Here is a 17,869-nt window from a genome sequence, read left to right as displayed (position 1 = left end):
CCAACAAACCCCTGAAAAATGTTTTTTTTTTTTTTTTCCACACTTTTTCCCCGTTTTTTTTTTTTTTCTCTCTATATTAAATTTTTTTCACACCCCCACCCCCCCCCCCCCCCCCCCCCCCCGCAGGAGTGGCTTGCAGCCTTTCATTTTCGTTGGACAGAGTTTCTGTCTTCAACGTCCTGAAAGGCTGTAAGCCGCCCTGCGACTCATGAATCAACAGCGGGCAAGCCGTTTGTTTCATCCGGTTCGGGTTAAGGGCGCGGCTGCCGCAAGGCTGGGGTTAGAATTATTGGCTGGGTAACAGCCGTGCCATTGGCTGCCGACTGTAGATTCGTTGCCCGCAGGATGGCATACAATAAGGGAGTATCAAGGCGCAAAGAAACCACATGGGAGTTGTTATGCTCGCATGTGGTTTGGAGTTACATACAAATTTAACCTAGAATCTGTTCAATTGCTTTAAAAAGTGCATATTCAGCAGTTCCGCCTTTCCCTTTAATAATTTTTCCTGAACTATCAGTAACTCGAACAACAAAACCATGTCCCCGTTCTTTACACTCCAATGTATATGTGTATCCCTTATCTGCAAGCCAGTACATTAGATCACACAAACTTGGTAGCCAAGTACCTTGTTCATAAATATGATTTGGCGCTAACAAGTTTCCATATGGAACAACACACCCACCGATTACCCATTCTTGTTTGTCATATTCATAGAAATCAAAAGGCGCTATTTCATTTTCATAATATGTTTTTGAAAATCCCAACTCTTCTAACTTTAAAGCAGCATCATTGGCTAAGTACACTTTGAGACAACTCCTTCTATTTTATTCTTAATCCCGTTGGCCCTTTGTGTTTATTTATGTAGTTACAGTATTCATCAGAATCTGTAACCCAGCGAAGTTCATTACCTCGCTTTTCAAAAACTTTGTAAGCGGAACTACCATGACCTTCTGTATCTCTAGCCCAGTAGAGCCCTGTATTTGGGTCTTGAAAAGCCGATATCAGTTGCCCCACTCTTGATATCCCATAATGTAGTTCAATTAAGCATCCCCATTATTAGGGCTATAGAACACTACCCCTAAAATAGCATTTCTTTAAGGATTTTTATACCATTTTGAGTTGTTTGCGGGAGCCTCTTATAAATTTAAAAAATTGGCTCCCGCGCCTTCGCTTGGGCTGTGCTCTATATCTTGCGGTGGAAGTATTCGAGAAACCCAGGATTGCGCGGCCTTGTCGTTCCTCGGTGAACGACAAGCTGCCGGTTCGCCAGCGGCATGAAGATGTTGTGCAAGGAGCGGTCGCCTTGCGTGCTCTTGTAGTAGCGGCCTTGCCGCTGGAACCGGCGAAGATCGGAACAATGCCGGCGTACCGCACCAGCTTGTCGGCTATCTTGAATCTTGTATATCTCCAATCCCGGCGGTGAGTTCCGCTGCCCTGACCACATCGACGCCGGTAATCGCGTCCACAGATGTATGGCTTGTCGTTGGCAATTCGTAGTTGATTTCAAAAGATTCTGAGATGGTTTATTTACGTGCGCTGATACGCCGCAGCACCTAGTTATGAAATCGTCTTCTATCAGACAAGAAGCGCCGACAATCCGTCGTAGTTTTTTGCTGAATCCGTAATCTCCGCAATGTCCCCTAATTCCCCCTCACTAAAGTGATAATCGCTGACAATGGGAATCCAAAGAAGTCACAATTGCGATAACGCTTACTTTAGCTTCCTTGCTACAATTCAATTGGAAGAAACAAGGGGGAGCGCTTTACGCATTCATAGCGGAGGAATGTTAGTGTCCTCTACTTTGCTCGTCCCGACACCATCAGCGAATTGACAGCATTGCTGCAATTATTAAGGAGGATTTATGAAGCAGTTTGCCAATATTTCCATACATGAAAATGGACTGTATTTCGAAGCGGAAGTTACGGATAGCAGAGATGTTCGATTGCTGCATTTCTCGCCGTTTCCGCCAGTCGCAGATAAGCTTGAAGCCGAAGAGGTTCGGCGCAAGTTTCGCATTGTCGAAATTCAGGCAACGGGTCTGAATCAGGACGATCATCACGGCTCCAAATATACGGGCACATTGCCTGGTTACCGGTTGAAATATGTAACTCACCACGACGGACGCAATGCCCATGGCCGCAAGCTGGAAATCGTTATGGAGGATGACGGGCTAGTCGTGACGGTGCATTACCAGTTTTTCGATCAAATCCCGGTCGTACGTGCCTGGACTGAAGTCGTGAATCACTCGAATAGCTCTATCGCGCTTGAATATATCTCTTCCTTCGCCTTGACAGGTATCGCCAAGGGAGGGGATACGAGTTGGGAACATCAGGGCCGTCTATCTGTCGCGCATAATACGTGGCATGGCGAAATGCAGTGGAGAAGCCATACGATGCCGGAACTCGGATTGACGCGGGCGAACAACTCGTCCTTGAAGCGGCTTTCTTACAGCACTTCAGGAACATGGTCGTCCGAGGGCTTCATTCCGATGGGATGCTTCGAGAATAGCGCTCAGGGTACCGCCTTAATCTGGCAAATCGAACACAACGGCTCCTGGCATTGGGAGATTAGCGATGCGGCGAACCAACTGTACTTGCAGCTTAGCGGGCCGACGGAAAATGAAAATCATTGGTGGAAAAAGCTTGCGCCGGGGGAGACGTTTGTAGCGGTTCCGGTTGGCGTCGGTATTGTCAAAGGCGGCTTTGAACAGGCGGTCGGCCAGCTTACTCGCTATCGTCGGGCGATCAGACGGCCCAACAGGGACAATGAACGACTTCCCGTTATTTTCAATGACTACATGAACTGTCTGTTCGCCGATCCGACGACGGAGAAAATCATACCTTTGGTCGATGCCTCCGCCAAGGCGGGGTGTGAATATTACTGCATCGACGCCGGCTGGTATACGGACGGGGACTGGTGGGATTCAGTTGGGTTATGGGAGCCTTCGCAGCAGCGCTTTCCCGGCGGATTAAAAGAAGTTACGGACTATATTCGCAGTAAGGGGATGGTTCCGGGTTTATGGCTGGAGCTTGAAGTGATGGGGATTCGGTGTCCGCTTGCGAGCCAAGTAAGCGACGACTGGTTTTTCGTACGGCATGGAGAACGGGTGATCGATCACGGCCGCTACCAATTGGATTATCGCAATCCCGAAGTGGTGAAGTATGCGGATGAAGTGATGGATCGGCTTATTGGGGAACTGGGAATCGGTTATATCAAAATGGACTACAACATTAATGCAGGAATCGGCACCGAGATTGACGCGGATAGCTTCGGCGACGGTCTTCTCCAGCATAATCGCGCCTATCTGCAGTGGCTCGACAACGTATTCGAGCGTTATCCCGAGCTCGTCATCGAAAACTGCGCAAGCGGGGGAATGCGCATGGATTATGCGCTGCTTAGCCGCCTTAGCATCCAGTCGAGCAGCGATCAGACGGATTATCGCAAATATGCCGCTATTGTTGCAGGAGCTCCGGCGGCTCTAACCCCCGAGCAATGTGCGGTCTGGTCTTATCCGCTCAGGGACGGCACCGAGGAAGAAGTTATTTTCAACCTCGTCAATTGCATGCTGATGAGAGTACACCAGAGCGGGCATTTGGCGGAAATTTCGCCGAATCGCTTCGAACTCATTCGAGAAGGATTGGAATTTTATAAAAAAATCCGAAATGAGCTGGCAGTTGGTTTGCCATTTTGGCCGCTGGGGCTGCCTTCGTACGGTGATTCATGGTTAAGTCTGGGGCTGCGCTGCGAGTCTACGGCATACTTGGCGGTATGGCGTCTGGAAAGCGATGAAGATACCGTCGAATTGCTGTTACCGGAGTTAAAACATAAGACAACTGCAATTCGTTGCGGATACCCGCAACGACAAGATTGCGACTGGCATTGGGATCGGGAATCCGGGAAATTAACGATATCCATGCCGTCGATCCATAGCGCTAGACTTTTTGAATTGCTGATAGAGAAGTGAATTTTTGCCTGAATTTAATCGCCTTCCGCTTTGCCTGTATGGCAAGTAGGGGGGCTCTTTTAATAGCTGCGAACTTCCGGGCATTGAACTTTAGTCTATTGTGCTAGGTCGTGTATGCAAACCCGCTCAGGGGCATCTTTCACCGCCTTTTCGCCCCCTGCATCGTCACTTTTGCTTGACGTACCCCCGGTACGCCTTCACAAAAGTTCCTTGCAAGGAACGAAAATTCGGCAAAATCTGCTATCCTCAGAGTATGCATACACGCCCTAGATACAATCTTCATACAAAATAAGACTAAATTTGCTGGAAAGGATCGATACGAAAATGGAAATCGGATCGTTGTTCCAACCTAATCTGCTGCAGCAGGATTACGAGCCTCAAATTATGGCCTACTACTTTAAGCAATATCAGAATCTATCGATGAATTTCCATCATCACAATTTGACGGAAATTATGTACGTGATCAGCGGAGAATGCTTTGTCGAGCTTAAACTGGCAAATGGCGTAACGGATCGCGTGGAACTGAAAAAGGGCGAATTCATTTTGCTGGACGGGAATGTCCCTCATCGACTCATCGTGGATGAAATCGCCTGCAGAATGTTAAATGTAGAATTTCACTTCACTAAACGCCAAGATATCTTTCCTTCCATGAAGGAGCTGGCGGAGAAGGAAGAATCGTTTGCAGCCCTTGTCCGCTTCCAGGGTCCTTATTTGCTGCTGGCCGACCCGGATGAACTGTACCATGTGCTAAAAAGTCTCGTGCTTGAACTGGACAACCAATATTCGGAAGACGGGGCGATGGCGAGAATATTATTCATGCAGCTGTTGATCCGTATTTCCCGGCTCTGGGAACAATCCAAGGAAGGGCAGCCGCAGACGAACTACTATATTAAGAAGTGCATAGAGTATTTGCAGCATAATTACGATCGTCAAATACGCGTTAAAGAGATCGCCGCTCATGTTAACCTGCATGTGGGCTATCTTCAACGTATCTTTAAATCCGTTACCGGTTCGACGATTACGGAATACTTGACATCCCTGCGGATGGAGAAGGCCAAAATGCTGTTGTTGAGAACCGATAGTCCGATTATTGATATTTCCGAATATGTCGGAATGGGGAGCCGGCAACATTTTCATTCCTTATTTAAACAATATACGGGCTGGACGCCGGTAACCTACCGCAATTCTGTGGATAAGCAACGTTTCAAGTATAAACCGGTGATAATTCATGACAGCTAAAAACGGAACAAGTCATAATTTTGGTAACGCTTTCTAAGGTGCGCTTGCTACACTTATAACAGTTCAAACGGATCAAAGTTCGGAACGATAGAGAGGAGTGTTCAGGTCTGATCAAACATATCGCAGTGGAATGGAAAGAAGGACCTGTAGACGGAACAATTGCAGTAGACGGGGGAACCGTTATCCATGAAGCGATCGTCAAGGGGAGCGGTACAATTTCCCAAGGCAGCTTTGCTATTGACGGCAGAGCGGCAAGGTTGACGATTTCGGTAGATTTATCTTCAAGAGCAGCGAATAAAAAGCCGATCGTGACGGTCTCGACGGACAACCATCCTTTCAGTTTTTTCTTGCTTGATGTCCACGAGCAGTATCCGATCTACATTCCGGCTTACGGTGTCATGGTTACCGAACAGACGGACGAGCGTTCATACGAACAGATTGAACGGGACACTCATGCTCAAGGGCTGCTTAACCAATTGCAGAAAATCGAAGCGGAACCGGAGGAAAACTTCGAGAATGCCGCGGCTTGCACACGGGATCTGCCAGCCCAGACTTGGCTAGGCTTATCCCGCGATATTCGAATCTTCGGGATCGGTTTCAGGGGAGTCGGCGGAGAAGAGCTGCTGTGGGATTGGGTACAGCCAAGGTTTCACGGTTTTGAAACTGCGCTGACCGAGCTGGAGGATCAAGCCGTACGCTATCGTTTTATGTTAGGGCGCGGAATCGGTTGCGTTGAAAATATATCAAGAAGGCTTGAGGAAGGCGTACTGCCTATTTTGCACTCGACCATTGTGGATGACGACATCACCTATCGAACTGTATCTTTCGCTTCGTACGAGTCAAATCCGCTTAACGAGCAGACGCTTCGCGGTTCGCATTACTTGGTAGCGGATGGCTATGGATTTGGACATATGCTTAATGAAGAGCAAACGGCGAAACGGGAACAGCTGCTGCCAAACGAATTAAATCCGGATGAGGAGACAGTGCTCTACTTCCGGGCAACAGCGACGAATACGGCGCGGGTACCTCGATATGCCTGGTTTAAGAATCCGGTGCCTAACGCAATTATGATGAATAACGACAAGCATTACACATTCGATAATCTCAGCGGTTTTGTACAATATTCGAGTGATCGCGTCTGCTGCGTATCCAAGTTAAACGGAGAACCGCTTACGGAAGAGGAAACGGCCATTCTCATCCTTCCCGGCGAAACGGCCGTCTTCGAATTTTTCTTGCCGCATCGCCCGATATCTCATCTGAGAGCTGAACGGCTAATCAAGCAAAGCTTCTCCTCGCGGCTGGAAGAATGTCGCAGCTTCTGGAAAGGCAAACTCGACCGCGCCGCTCGCATTCGGGTTCCGGAGCAGCGGCTGGACGAAATGATCCGCGCCGGATTGCTTCACCTCGACCTGGTTTCCTACGGAATAGAGCCCGAAGGGACGATCGTCCCGACGATCGGCGTCTATACGGCAATCGGCTCGGAGAGCGCTCCGATCATTCAGTTTATGGAATCTATGGGGGGGCACGACGTAGCGGCAAGGTCTCTGCAGTTTTTTTTGGACAAGCAGCATGAGGACGGGTTCATTCAGAATTTCGGCGGATACATGCTTGAGACGGGCGCCGCGTTATGGAGCTTTGGAGAACATTATCGCTATACGCGCGACGAGGTTTGGCTTGCGCAAATCAAAGAGAATTTGTTAAAAGCTTACGACTATATCGTCGCATGGCGAGAGCGAAATAGGACAGAGCAGCTAAGGGGCAAAGGCTACGGCATGTTGGAAGGGAAAACGGCAGACCCGGAAGATCCGTTTCATTCCTTCATGTTAAATGGATACGCTTACATCGGAGTGAGTCGGTTGGCGGAAATGCTGGCGGCTTCCGATCCGGTCAAAGCGGCACAAATCGGCGAGTTTGCCGAGGAGCTAAAGACGAATATCCGCGAGGGCTTTCACCAGGCGATGGCATTGTCGCCGGTTGTGCCGCTTGCCGACGGTACATGGGTGCCTACTGCGCCCCCATGGGTTGAACACAGAGGCCCGCTTTCCCTGTATGCGGAGAGTGCCAAGTGGTTAACGCATGGATCTGTCGTTGCTCGCGACTCGCTGCTCGGCCCCCTGTATCTCGTATTTCAAGAAGTATTGCAGGCAGACGAGCAATCGGCTCAATTTTTACTTCAATTTCACAATGAACTGATGTGCATGAGGAATGTCGCTTTAAGTCAACCGTACTATAGCATTCACCCCTTCGTGCATCTGCTGCGGGGAGAAGTAAAACCGTTCCTGAAAGCCTATTATAACGGCTTCGCGGGATTGGCCGATCGTGAAACGTATACGTTCTGGGAGCATTACTGGCATGCCAGCCCGCATAAAACGCATGAAGAAGGCTGGTTCCTGCTGCAAACGCGCTGGATGCTTTATATGGAATCCGGTCGGACGCTAAACCTGCTGCCGGGTATTCCAAGAGCATGGCTCGAGCATGGCAAATCGATTGAATTGAACGAAGTCGCAACCTATTTCGGTCCGATCTCTTTGCATGTTGAATCGCAACTAGAGAAAGGAGTGATTATAGCCCGCATCAGCAGCAGCTCAGACAGAAAACCGGATTCGCTTTGCCTGCGTATTCCGCATCCGGAAGGCAGGAAGCCATTCGGCGTAACGGGCGGAACGTACGCTGCGGGCCGGGAAACGGTCACAGTGGAGCGGTTTACCGGAAGCGCTGAAATCACGTTGCATTTCTGATTATACAAACACTAAAAAGGGGACGGGATTAGCATGGGTTTTAGAAAAATGTCTGTTTTATCAATCGGTTTTATTCTGATTCTATCGCTTGTACTAGCGGCTTGTTCTTCCAATAACAAATCTGCCAATACAGGAACGAACAGCGGAACGCAAGCGCCGGCAAGCTCGCAGACAGCTGCAAAGAACGATGGAGAAAAAACAACGATTCGGTTTTCGACCTGGTACGGTCCCGGCGATGTGGAAATTTGGAAAAACGTCATCAGTCGGTTTCAAGCGGAGAATCCGAACATTACGGTGGAATTTGAGCCGCTTGAATGGGGCGCATACTGGCAGAAGCTGCAAACCCAGCTCGCTTCGAATTCGGCCGCCGATGTCATCGGCATGCATGTAGGAATCGTTTACGGATATGTCGAGAAAAATCAGCTTGCTCCGCTCGACGATTATTTAAGCGCGAACGACCGCAAAGATCAGCTTTCCGAATCGCTTCTAGTAGAAGGCCAATGGCCAAAAGACAATCCTAAGCAATATGCGCTGCCTTGGCACGTTACGGGTGCGACCTTGTTTGTGAATATGACGGCTTTTAAGGAAGCGGGTATCGATTATCCGGAAAACGGCTGGACCATCGACGAATTCAAGGCTGCAGCACAGAAATTGACGACCGATAAGAGATTTGGCTTCTCCGTTCCTACATTCTCGATGGCTGCCGGTTTGGCAGGCGCTTTCGGCACCGAGCCTACGACAGCGGACAAGCTGCATAGCAATTACAATTCGCCGGAGATGCTGAATTTCAAAACGTGGCTGCACGAGCTCATTTGGAAAGACAAGGTAGCTCCAAATCCAAAGGATCTCGACAAAAATATCGATCCGTTCGTGGCAGGCAAAGTGGCGATGGCTATTAACGGCGCCTGGAATTTCCCGGTGTATCGCGACATTAAGGATTTTGAATGGGATATCGCGCCGATGCCGAGCAAAGACGGGAAAACGAAGACGTATGCCGGGCCGGATATGCTCAGCATTACGCAAGACAGTAAAAACAAGGATGCGGCATGGAAGTTCATGCAATTTGTCATCTACAACCAGCAAGCTCAAGAACTGCTTCGGGCGACCGGCGTTCCCATGCTCAAAGAAGACTTGGCTAACGACGCATTGATTAATGAAATTGCCGCTCAAAAACCGGCACACTTTAAAGTTTTCCTCGAAGGCGTCAATAACGACGGAATCGGTTACGCCTTTACGAAGAAGTTTTTCGAAATTAGCCAGTTGGAACTGGATGCCGACGTGAAAATCATGGAAAGACCGGACGCGGACATCAAAAAGGAACTGGAGACGCTCCACGAACAAGTGAATAAAGAATTCGAGAAACAATAATCTACAGGCTAGGGGATAGTTGAGTAAGGCTATCCCCTACTTAAGGCGGTGCAACTTTTGCGAGATATGCACAAGAATGCGGATGTAATAAAGTCTGCAAAGAAGAAGAGGCGTATGAGCCCGGACGCGTTATGGGCGTTTATTTTGCTCATCCCTTTGTTTGTGGGCATTGGTTTAGTCTATTATTCCGCTTTATTCGGTTTCACTATGAGCTTTACAAGCTGGGATATTGTGCGCAAAGCGGAATGGATCGGCATATCCAATTACCGAACGCTAATAGAGGACGACCTGGTCTGGAAAGCGATGAGCAATACGCTGATCTTTCTGGTCATCACCATCCCGGCCAAGATCATTCTCGGCTTTCTGCTTGCGGTGTTGTTAAACCAGAAGCTGCGCGGCATCCAATTCTTTCGGCTCACTTACTTTTTCCCTACAGCTTGCTCGGTTGTAGCCATCGCCTTGGTATGGGGATATATGTACGGAGCCGACGGATTTCTTAATCAGATGCTGCAAGGTCTCGGACTGTCCAAAGTATATTGGATGGATGAGAACCATGCGATGAGCTCGATTGCGATTATGACGTTGTGGGTTGGAATGGGATACATTGCATTGCTCTTCCTGGCAGGGCTGCAAAACGTCCCAACGGATTATTACGAAGCCAGTCGGGTGGACGGAGCATCGAAATTCCAGCAGATGTGGAAGATTACGATCCCGTTGGTTACGCCAACTACCTTTTTTATCCTTGTTACGCAGATCATAACGGCATTCCAGATGTTCGGCGAAGTTTATCTGCTTAGCGGGCCGGCCAATTCGACATTAACGATTGTGCAGTACATTTTCAAAGAAGCGTTTCAAGGGTTCCGCATGGGCTATGCCTCGGCATTGTCCTATATTTTGATCGTCGTTATCTTAATCGTTACGGTTGTTCAATTAAAAGTCCAGAAGAGATGGGTACATTACGATCTTTAACGAGTGCGCCGAATAGGACAGACCTGCGAGTTTGACTCCGTCAGACTCCCATGACAGGAGGACCCGATGGAGACAATTAATGAAAAACATTCACTTAAGCTGCTCTACTTTATGATTCTGCTCGGACTAGGTTTGATCATCGTTCTTCCGTTTTTATGGCTATTGCTTTCCTCTTTTAAAAGCAGCTACGAAATTATTTCCGGCAGCAACTTCATTCCGAAAAACTGGACATGGGACAATTACGTAAAAGTTGTAACCGAAGTACCGATGCTTTCCTTCTTTAGGAACAGCGTATTTGTAACCGTCTTGGCCACGGTAGGCGGCGTCTTCGCCAGCGCCATGTCAGCCTTCGTGTTCGCTAAGCTGCATTTCAAGGGCCGCGATACGTTATTTGCAATGGTGCTTATTGTGATGATGATTCCTTCCGTTGTGACGATGATTCCTTTATTCATTATTATGAAGTCGGCAGGATTGATGAATAGCTTATGGGCGCTTATTCTTCCCAGTTGGACAGGCTCTGCGTTCGGCGTATTTTTCCTAAGGCAGCATATGATGTCCGTTCCCGACGCCTTATACGAATCTGCCAAGCTGGAGGGCTGCAGTCCGTTTCGGATTTTCATCTCCATATTTCTTCCGCTCGTTAAAGCGTCGTTAGCTACGTTGGCCGTGCTCAATTTTATTGCCCATTGGAACGATTTGCTCAACCCGCTAATCTACCTGAATTCGCCGGAGAAAATGACGATAACCGTAGGGATCTCCTATTTCCGAGGACAATATGTGACCAACTATCCGGTTGTATTGGCCGGTATTTTTCTCAGCTTGATCCCGACGGCCGCGGTGTTCTTGTTCGCTCAGAAGTATTTGACTAAAGGTATGCTCATAAGCGGATTGAAGTAACGGTAAATTTGAAATTAAGAATGGAGGAGAAAAGGATGTTGAAAAAAAGCGCGTCATTAGTAGTTGCTCTTATCGCTATTATGATGAGTATAGGTTCGGTAAATAGCTATGCCGTAACTCCTCAGTCGCATCTTAAGTATTTTGGATTTTATGGGATAGAAGGAATGCTTCACGACGGAGGTTTCAATTTCGTCGATGATATAGATAACCTCGGCATTACGAATGTAAACGTACAGTCATGGGCATTCATTAACGGCGATGAAACCGTACAGCAGATGGCACCGAGAGTAAGAAGCTTTTATCAGGAACTAAAAGATAAAAACATGGTTATTTTCCAGAGCATTGACGGTCTATTGTTTAAAAAGGCGCCTGGGGGACATTTGGGGAACGGTCTGTCCACTCTGAGGGCTGATTATTTGCAGAGGTGGAGTGATTATAAACAATACGTCCTCAGCGGCTATGAAGACCAAATTGCCGGGTTTTATATCTCTGACGAGCCGTATCTGGCGGGGATAACGGAGTCTGACTTCCGGACCGGCTGTCTATTAGTGAAGAACGACTTTCCAAATAAGAAAAGGATCGTCATAGAGGGATTGGAAGCCTTCGATCCCGCAGCATTCGGGCATGCGCAGCCTCCGGTTAGCGACACTTACTTTGATGATGTTACCGACGTTGGTTTTGACGGCTATAACGGATATTTATTTTTCGACAATAACGGTCCGGATGGCAATTTAGGTTTTCAGGCCCACACTTTATCCATTCTGAAAAGTAAAGCGACCAAAAATCAGGATTTATGGGTGGTTACCGTAGGGGCTTACCACCATGGTTGGAACGGCACAATGGAAAGCCAGCAGAACAGCATGAGGGTTAACCTGATGAAAAATCTGGAGATGGCGCTCGGCGAACCGCGCGTAGTAGGCATGTTGGTATGGGCATTCCATGACGGAATCATACCTAATAATGAATGGGACGGCTTTAATCAGTATTCCGTAAAGCCTGAGAGTAAATGGTACGATCCTGCTTTGAAAAATCTGTTTGCGAGTATCGGGAAGATGATAATAAACGGGCAGCCAAGCGATAATCTCTTCTCATCCAGCATTGACTTCGGCCATTCGCAGGGGGGAGTCAATGGATTTAGCTATCAGGAAGAGCAGGGCTGGAATTATTCGGACTTGATATGGGACAATGCCAACGGCCGTTGGAAATCATCGATAAGCGGGCGTTCCACGTGGATTGGGCATGACGAAGTTTCAGCCGATACATCCAATTCCAGCAGACAATGGACTGCGCCTAAAGCCGGGAAGATAAGGATATCGTCCCAAACGAACTTCAGGAAGGCTGTTCCAGGCGGCGATGGCGTGGGGATGGTCATTATGAATAGAAGCACTGGAGAACAGATCTATCCGTATTCAGGGACATGGGCTCAAATCGGCCCCAACGATACGGACCTTTACGGAGGCATATCTTTTAACGTTTTAACTACAGTTAATCAAGGTGATGTCATCGAGTTTAAAACGACTCAGTTGGGAACCAGCGACTTTGATCGTGCGTACTTGTCGCCGGTAATCGCCTATGAAAGCAACGCTGTTTTTTATGATAGTTTCGACGATGGCGATGCGAATGGCTGGACGACTTACGGCAATGGAGGATTTAGCGTACAAGACGGCGAGTATGCAGCCAATAACGGCGGCAGCTTCATTGCTACCGCAGACAATACGAATTTTAGCGATTTCGTATATGAAGCGGACGTTTATCCGGAAGATAACGGCGATCCTCAATTATTATTCAGGGTTTCTAATCCGTCTTCGACGGGCTATACGGGGTATGCATTCGGATTAAAAGCCTATCAGGACAAGGTTTATGTTGAAAAGGTTAACGGAACGGGCTACTCGATTCTGGGAGAAGCTGCTGCCGCAATCGACAATAACAACTGGTATCATATCAAGGTTGTTGCGCAAGGCTCATCGATCAAGGTGTTCTTGAACCGGTCCAGCACTCCGGTATTAAGTATAACCGACAGCTCGTTTGCTTCAGGTTCGGTTGGCTTAAGATGGGGTTGGGTTCACGCCCGCTTCGATAACATCGCTGTGGATGCGATTAATTAAGTTGGTCGTCAAAAGGGACTGCGGCTGTCCCGTAAGCAGAGTTGCATGATGATCGATAATCAAAGAAGCCATGTACCTCCTGTAGACCTGATCATGTCCCACAACGTTTCCAATTTATTAGATATCAAACTTTTACGCGGATCTATTTGCACACATGAGCTTACGCAGGGAAGTTAGTCGGAAATTCGTACAAAGCAGCTCGAACCAGGCTTAAACGGCGGACGTTTGTAGGAAAAACCGCACAAAGCAACTCGGCTCAGACTCCAACGACGAACGTTTGTAGGAAAAATCGTATAAATCAACCAAGATCAGGGATTGTATGCCACTAAAGCGTCTTCGATAAGTATACGAATAACTTCTAGGAATTATCTGGAAGTGTTGTGGGTCAAGCGTAGCCCGTAGACTGCCTCATACGCTCCTGAAATCACCGCGTAACGGGTTTACCCATTCGGATTTCAGGAGCGTACAGCATCGGAGGAAGGTATATACACCTTCACCTTATTCATCGATTATCTTCCAGAGCAACTTGGTTGGCTTAGGGGACAACCCCTTTTGCAGCTACTTTACTTCCGAAGGCAGAGAGCCTCTGTCATCAAATACGACAACGCGGCTTCGGCGCCGCAGTTAATGTTCGGGCCGTACGGAGTGAGACCGTCGCAGCAGCTTCCGTCCCGGCGATCAGCGACCGGCACGCGCAGGTCGTTGGCGCCGTAGAACCAGTCCCGGCACATATCGCGCAGAGCGCCATAGCTGCAATGCTGCCCCTCTCCCAGGACGAATCCGTCTTCGAGCGCGGATCGGCCGAGCACGGCGGGGCGGCGGCTGCCGCGGTCCGCCGATGAATCGCCCGCGCCGTGTCCGCGCGCGCTGCCGACAAGCCGGGCGTCCTCGTGCTCGACCAGCCGCTCGACAGCGGCCGCTTCCTCCAGCGCCAACGCCAGCTTGAACATCTCGAGCGGCTGCTGGTCCCATCGACTGACCTCGCCCGAATCGTTGGTGCACCAGCCCTCATTTCCGATCGGCCGCAGCCATCCTTCTTCGGCGGTCATCGCTTCGACGAGGAACGCCAGGCTCTCGATGCCAACCCGATACGTTTCCGGCCGTTTCGTGAACCGATACGTGCGAAGCATCGCCCACGGCAGAACGCCGTTGCTGTAGGTCATCGCCGGCTCGAACCAGCGCCAGTCCGGCGCGGAGAAGTTGCGGTAAGCCTGGCAGAGCACCGCCTCCAGGCGCTCCAGATGGTGCCGCATCTCACTCTTCACGTCGAGCGGAAGGTCGATCGCGCCGTCGCGCGAAGCTTCCAGCACATGGGCGCAGGCGGCCATCGCGAACGCCTGGCCGCGCAGCGACTCGATTCGTCCGAACGTAGGCAGGCTGCGTTCGAAGATCGTTCGCGCCGTCTCGCGCCGAGGACCTTCCAGTCGAATCCAGGCGTCGGCGCAAGCCCAGATCGACCGGCCTTGACAATCGTGGGAAATCTCCTCCGGTTCAAGGGTGCGATCGTAAGCGAAATTGTTCAGAAACCATCCGCCATCCTCTTGGGCCCACAGCATAAACGCAAGATACACATCGGCCAACCTGCCCAGCTCCGCTGCATTTTCCGCTCCGATCGTCCGCTCTCCGAAGCTTAGCCACTCCGTCGCCGTCCATAGCGCTCTGGCGTTGTCGTCGGTCGTATAGCCTTCTCTCCGGCGGGGAATCCGGCCCAAGGCGTGTTCAAGCAGTCCCGTATCGTCCGTCAGGCGGCGCAGATGGGCGAAAGAAGGGAGCGCCGTCTGACGGAATGTCCTCTCGTTATACGACATCGGCAATTTTGTCCCTTTGCTGTGAAATCATGCGATGGAACAGCCGCAAATGCTGCGCCCCGACATGCGGCCAATGCATGCTTCGCCCGATTTCCGAGATGGCTCGCTCCCAATCCGCAAGCATCCCGGGGTAAGTAAACAGCTCGATCAGCTTCGCGCTCCAAATCTCCGCGTTTCCGTATGGAAGCAGCATCTCCTCGCGTCCTTGCACCAGATCGAGCGCATAAATGTAAGGCGTCGAGAGGATTGGTCTGCCCAGGCCGGCCGCATAAGCCAGCGTACCGCTCGTAATCTGGCCCATGCCGGGATACGGCGTGACATACAGGTCACAGGCGGAAATGAACGAGACAAGCTCCTCCTCCGGCATATAGCGGTCGATCCATTGAACGTGATGCTGCAGCCCGAGCTCTTGAATCAACCCCCGCAACTCGTCGCGATAGGCTTCTCCTTCATGCCTGCGAACCTCCGGATGGGTCTGTCCGGCAATGACGTAGAGCAGCTCCGGAACGGCTTGAACGGCGGAAGCCATCGCTCGTAAAATCAGCTCGATCCCTTTGCTCCGCCCAAGCAGGCCAAACGTGAACAGCACCTTGCGATTTTCCCAACGGGCTTCCTTCCGCACCTTCAGGCGGTCGGCCCTGTTCGGAACGGGAGTGCCGTGCGGAATAAACGAAATTTTGTCGAGCGGAATTTCAAAGTTATCGTGCAGGTAGCCGATGCCTCTCCGGTTCATGACGATCAGATGATCGCTGCGGTGGGCAATTTCGCGCTGGATCGGCGAGTAAGGCTCGACGGGATGCTCGAACACGGTGTGGAAGGTCGTCACGACAGGCTTTTTCAACCGATCCAGAAAGTGGAGCACAGACGAGCCGGCCTCGCCGCCGAAAATACCGAACTCATGCTGCAGGGACACGACGTCCACGGAGCTTTGATTGATCAGCTCGGCAACTCTGGAGTAATCGCCCGGTTCCTGCTTAACGAGCGGCAGCATCCAGGGCTCGCGATAATCGCTCTGTTCGTCCGGATTGCACATCGTAATGACCGGATCCGGGACGCGAGCTCCCTTGGCATGGGAAATCGCTTCTCTGAGATGATGGGTGTAAGTGGCCAGGCCGCATTTTTTCGGAATATAAGTACTGACATAAGCGATCTGGGGCTGACGTGGATTCATCGGCGTTGCACCTCCAAAATGCGATTGCATACAGCTTCGTGCAAAATATGCGGTCCGACCTGCATGGCCGATCCGAAAATACAGGCGTTGAGCTGAGCGCCGGCGCGAATTTTGCACCGATCCCACAAAATCGAGTTGGACAGCCTGACTTGCTTGCCGATGCGGCTTCCGTTGCCGACGACGGCATAGGGACCGATGATCGCCCGGTCTCCGATCGAGACGTCGTCGCCGATCATGACCGGCGGGACGAACAGAACGCCCTGACCGACGCGCACGTTCTCTCCGAGCCAGATGCCTTTGTCCTCCATCTCCTTGCCGTCGATGCGAACGGGAAAGCGACGATCGAGCAGATCCCAATGGAGCTGGCGGTAACGTTCTTTGGTGCCCATATCCATCCAATAGCCTCCGATAGGATGGCCGTACACGCCGCTGTTTTCGGCGATCAGCAAGGGAAAGGTTTCCTTCTCGATGGAAACGGCTTTGCCCGCGGGCACGTAGTCCAGCGCTCTGCGCTCCATAATGTATATGCCGGCGTTGATCCGATTTGACGGTGCTTCTTCTTTTTTCGGTTTTTCGATAAAACGGACGATTTGACCGTTGTCCGTCTGCTCGACGACGCCGTAATGCGAAGGATCGTCGACCTCGGTCAGGCAGATGGTCGCAGCTCCTCCATGCTTCTCGTGATAACGCAAAGCCGCCGCCAGATTAACTTGATGAATAATGTCCGCATTCACCACAATAAAACGGTCGCTAAGCAGATGCTCGGCGTTTTTGATTGCGCCCGCCGTGCCAAGCAGCTCCTTTTCCACCGAATAGTCGATGCGCACTCCATATTTGGAACCGTCGCCGAGATAGCTTTCGATGAGCTCGCGGTAATGCTTTACGGCGATTACGAACTCCTGCACGCCTTGCTCTTTGTAGTGCAGGAGCAGATGCTCGAGCCAGGGCCGATTGCCCACAAGGGCCATAGGCTTCGGAAGATGTTCCGTCAAGGGGCGAAGTCTCGTTCCCAATCCTCCGGCGAGAAGTAAAGCTTTCATGATAGGATCAACCTCCGTTTGATTGATGTGTTCCCCCCGTAGGGTCAACTGTGAACCTATTACCGCAATCGCCGCAGTCTCAATCACCTCCCGGAAAATAAAAAGACGCCCCCAGTTCGCGTTCAAGCGCAGGGAAGCGTCTGTAATCGGTTGGATGAATAGGTGTCGGGAATAGAGTCGGTCAGACTGTTGCGATCAAGAGAAAATCACCCCGTCGTCAAGCGACCATGGCTTAGCGGGAGAGGACTCCGTGCTAAAGCCTACTTTACCCGAAAAATACATTTACTGCAACCTTTATCCAGACGTCTTGTCCAGCGGGAGAACGGTCGAGCGAGTTACACTCTTCCGCGTCTGCCCGTGATCAGGGAGATGATAAACAGAATCAGGAAGACGAAAAACAAAATTTTAGCGATCCCCGCCGCAGCGCTGACGATACCGCCGAATCCGAAAATAGCGGCCACAATTGCCACCATAAAAAAGACAGCTGCCCAGTATAACATATTGAACTCCTCCTTGTGTGTGCGGTTGCCAGCAGCTTTCAGCCGGTCCGCAGCCTGTGATAATGACTCG

General features: G+C 50.3%; 13 protein-coding genes. 7 read left to right on the top strand and 6 right to left on the bottom strand.

All coding sequences use genetic code 11. The annotated features are described in order from the left end of the window. Nucleotides 1-431: 431 nt before the first annotated feature. Both DFP98_RS33380 and DFP98_RS38775 read right to left on the bottom strand, forming a co-directional pair. Nucleotides 432-803, bottom strand: a complete 372-nt coding sequence (locus DFP98_RS33380; RefSeq protein ID WP_116064961.1) for a hypothetical protein — start codon at nt 801-803, stop codon at nt 432-434. A 380-nt stretch (nt 804-1,183) separates the two neighbouring features. Then, nucleotides 1,184-1,411: an RNA-binding protein gene (locus DFP98_RS38775; RefSeq protein ID WP_147310319.1), complete on the bottom strand. Its 228-nt coding sequence runs from the start codon at nt 1,409-1,411 to the stop codon at nt 1,184-1,186. A gap of 450 nt (nt 1,412-1,861) precedes the next feature. Between DFP98_RS38775 and DFP98_RS33370 the strand changes: the two genes are divergently transcribed. The 7 genes from DFP98_RS33370 (at nt 1,862) to DFP98_RS33340 (ending at nt 13,280) form a co-directional block, all read left to right on the top strand. Beyond that, nucleotides 1,862-3,964 (top strand): glycoside hydrolase family 36 protein, encoded by a 2,103-nt coding sequence (locus DFP98_RS33370; protein WP_116064959.1) that lies wholly within the window; start codon nt 1,862-1,864, stop codon nt 3,962-3,964. Nucleotides 3,965-4,288: 324 nt separating this feature from the next. Beyond that, nucleotides 4,289-5,203 carry an AraC family transcriptional regulator gene (locus tag DFP98_RS33365; RefSeq protein WP_116064958.1) on the top strand — a complete coding sequence of 305 codons (915 nt, stop codon included), beginning with the start codon at nt 4,289-4,291 and terminating at the stop codon, nt 5,201-5,203. Nucleotides 5,204-5,328: 125 nt separating this feature from the next. Then, on the top strand, nt 5,329-7,941 hold the full coding sequence (locus DFP98_RS33360; protein WP_116064957.1) for a glucosidase family protein: 2,613 nt from the start codon (nt 5,329-5,331) through the stop codon (nt 7,939-7,941). Between the two features lie 33 nt (nt 7,942-7,974). After that, entirely contained in the window at nt 7,975-9,309 is a 1,335-nt protein-coding gene (locus DFP98_RS33355) for an ABC transporter substrate-binding protein (RefSeq protein ID WP_116064956.1), read from the top strand. A gap of 114 nt (nt 9,310-9,423) precedes the next feature. Then, a complete protein-coding gene (locus DFP98_RS33350; RefSeq protein WP_181918105.1) occupies nt 9,424-10,278 on the top strand; it encodes a carbohydrate ABC transporter permease in 855 nt (284 codons plus the stop codon). Nucleotides 10,279-10,344: 66 nt separating this feature from the next. Next, nucleotides 10,345-11,175 carry a carbohydrate ABC transporter permease gene (locus tag DFP98_RS33345; RefSeq protein WP_116064954.1) on the top strand — a complete coding sequence of 277 codons (831 nt, stop codon included), beginning with the start codon at nt 10,345-10,347 and terminating at the stop codon, nt 11,173-11,175. A gap of 35 nt (nt 11,176-11,210) precedes the next feature. Then, nucleotides 11,211-13,280, top strand: a complete 2,070-nt coding sequence (locus DFP98_RS33340) for a 3-keto-alpha-glucoside-1,2-lyase-like domain-containing protein (protein ID WP_181918104.1) — start codon at nt 11,211-11,213, stop codon at nt 13,278-13,280. A gap of 563 nt (nt 13,281-13,843) precedes the next feature. Here the strand turns inward: DFP98_RS33340 and DFP98_RS33335 are convergent. The 4 genes from DFP98_RS33335 to DFP98_RS33320 all read right to left on the bottom strand — a co-directional run bounded on the left by DFP98_RS33335 (nt 13,844) and on the right by DFP98_RS33320 (nt 17,799). Then, entirely contained in the window at nt 13,844-15,088 is a 1,245-nt protein-coding gene (locus DFP98_RS33335; protein ID WP_116064952.1) for a hypothetical protein, read from the bottom strand. After that, nucleotides 15,078-16,259, bottom strand: a complete 1,182-nt coding sequence (locus tag DFP98_RS33330; RefSeq protein ID WP_116064951.1) for a glycosyltransferase family 4 protein — start codon at nt 16,257-16,259, stop codon at nt 15,078-15,080. The genes DFP98_RS33335 and DFP98_RS33330 overlap by 11 nt, the downstream gene beginning before the upstream one ends. After that, a complete protein-coding gene (locus DFP98_RS33325) occupies nt 16,256-17,299 on the bottom strand; it encodes a nucleotidyltransferase family protein (protein WP_116064950.1) in 1,044 nt (347 codons plus the stop codon). Before DFP98_RS33325 ends, DFP98_RS33330 begins: the two co-directional genes overlap by 4 nt. Before the next feature lie 335 nt (nt 17,300-17,634). Then, nucleotides 17,635-17,799, bottom strand: coding sequence for a DUF1328 domain-containing protein (locus tag DFP98_RS33320; RefSeq protein WP_116064949.1), 165 nt, complete (start codon nt 17,797-17,799; stop codon nt 17,635-17,637). Nucleotides 17,800-17,869 lie beyond the last annotated feature (70 nt).

It is taken from the genome of Cohnella phaseoli (assembly GCF_003386235.1).
In the GTDB taxonomy this organism is placed as follows: Bacteria; Bacillota; Bacilli; order Paenibacillales; family Paenibacillaceae; genus Cohnella; species Cohnella phaseoli.
This window is presented reverse-complemented; position numbering and strand designations above follow the sequence as displayed.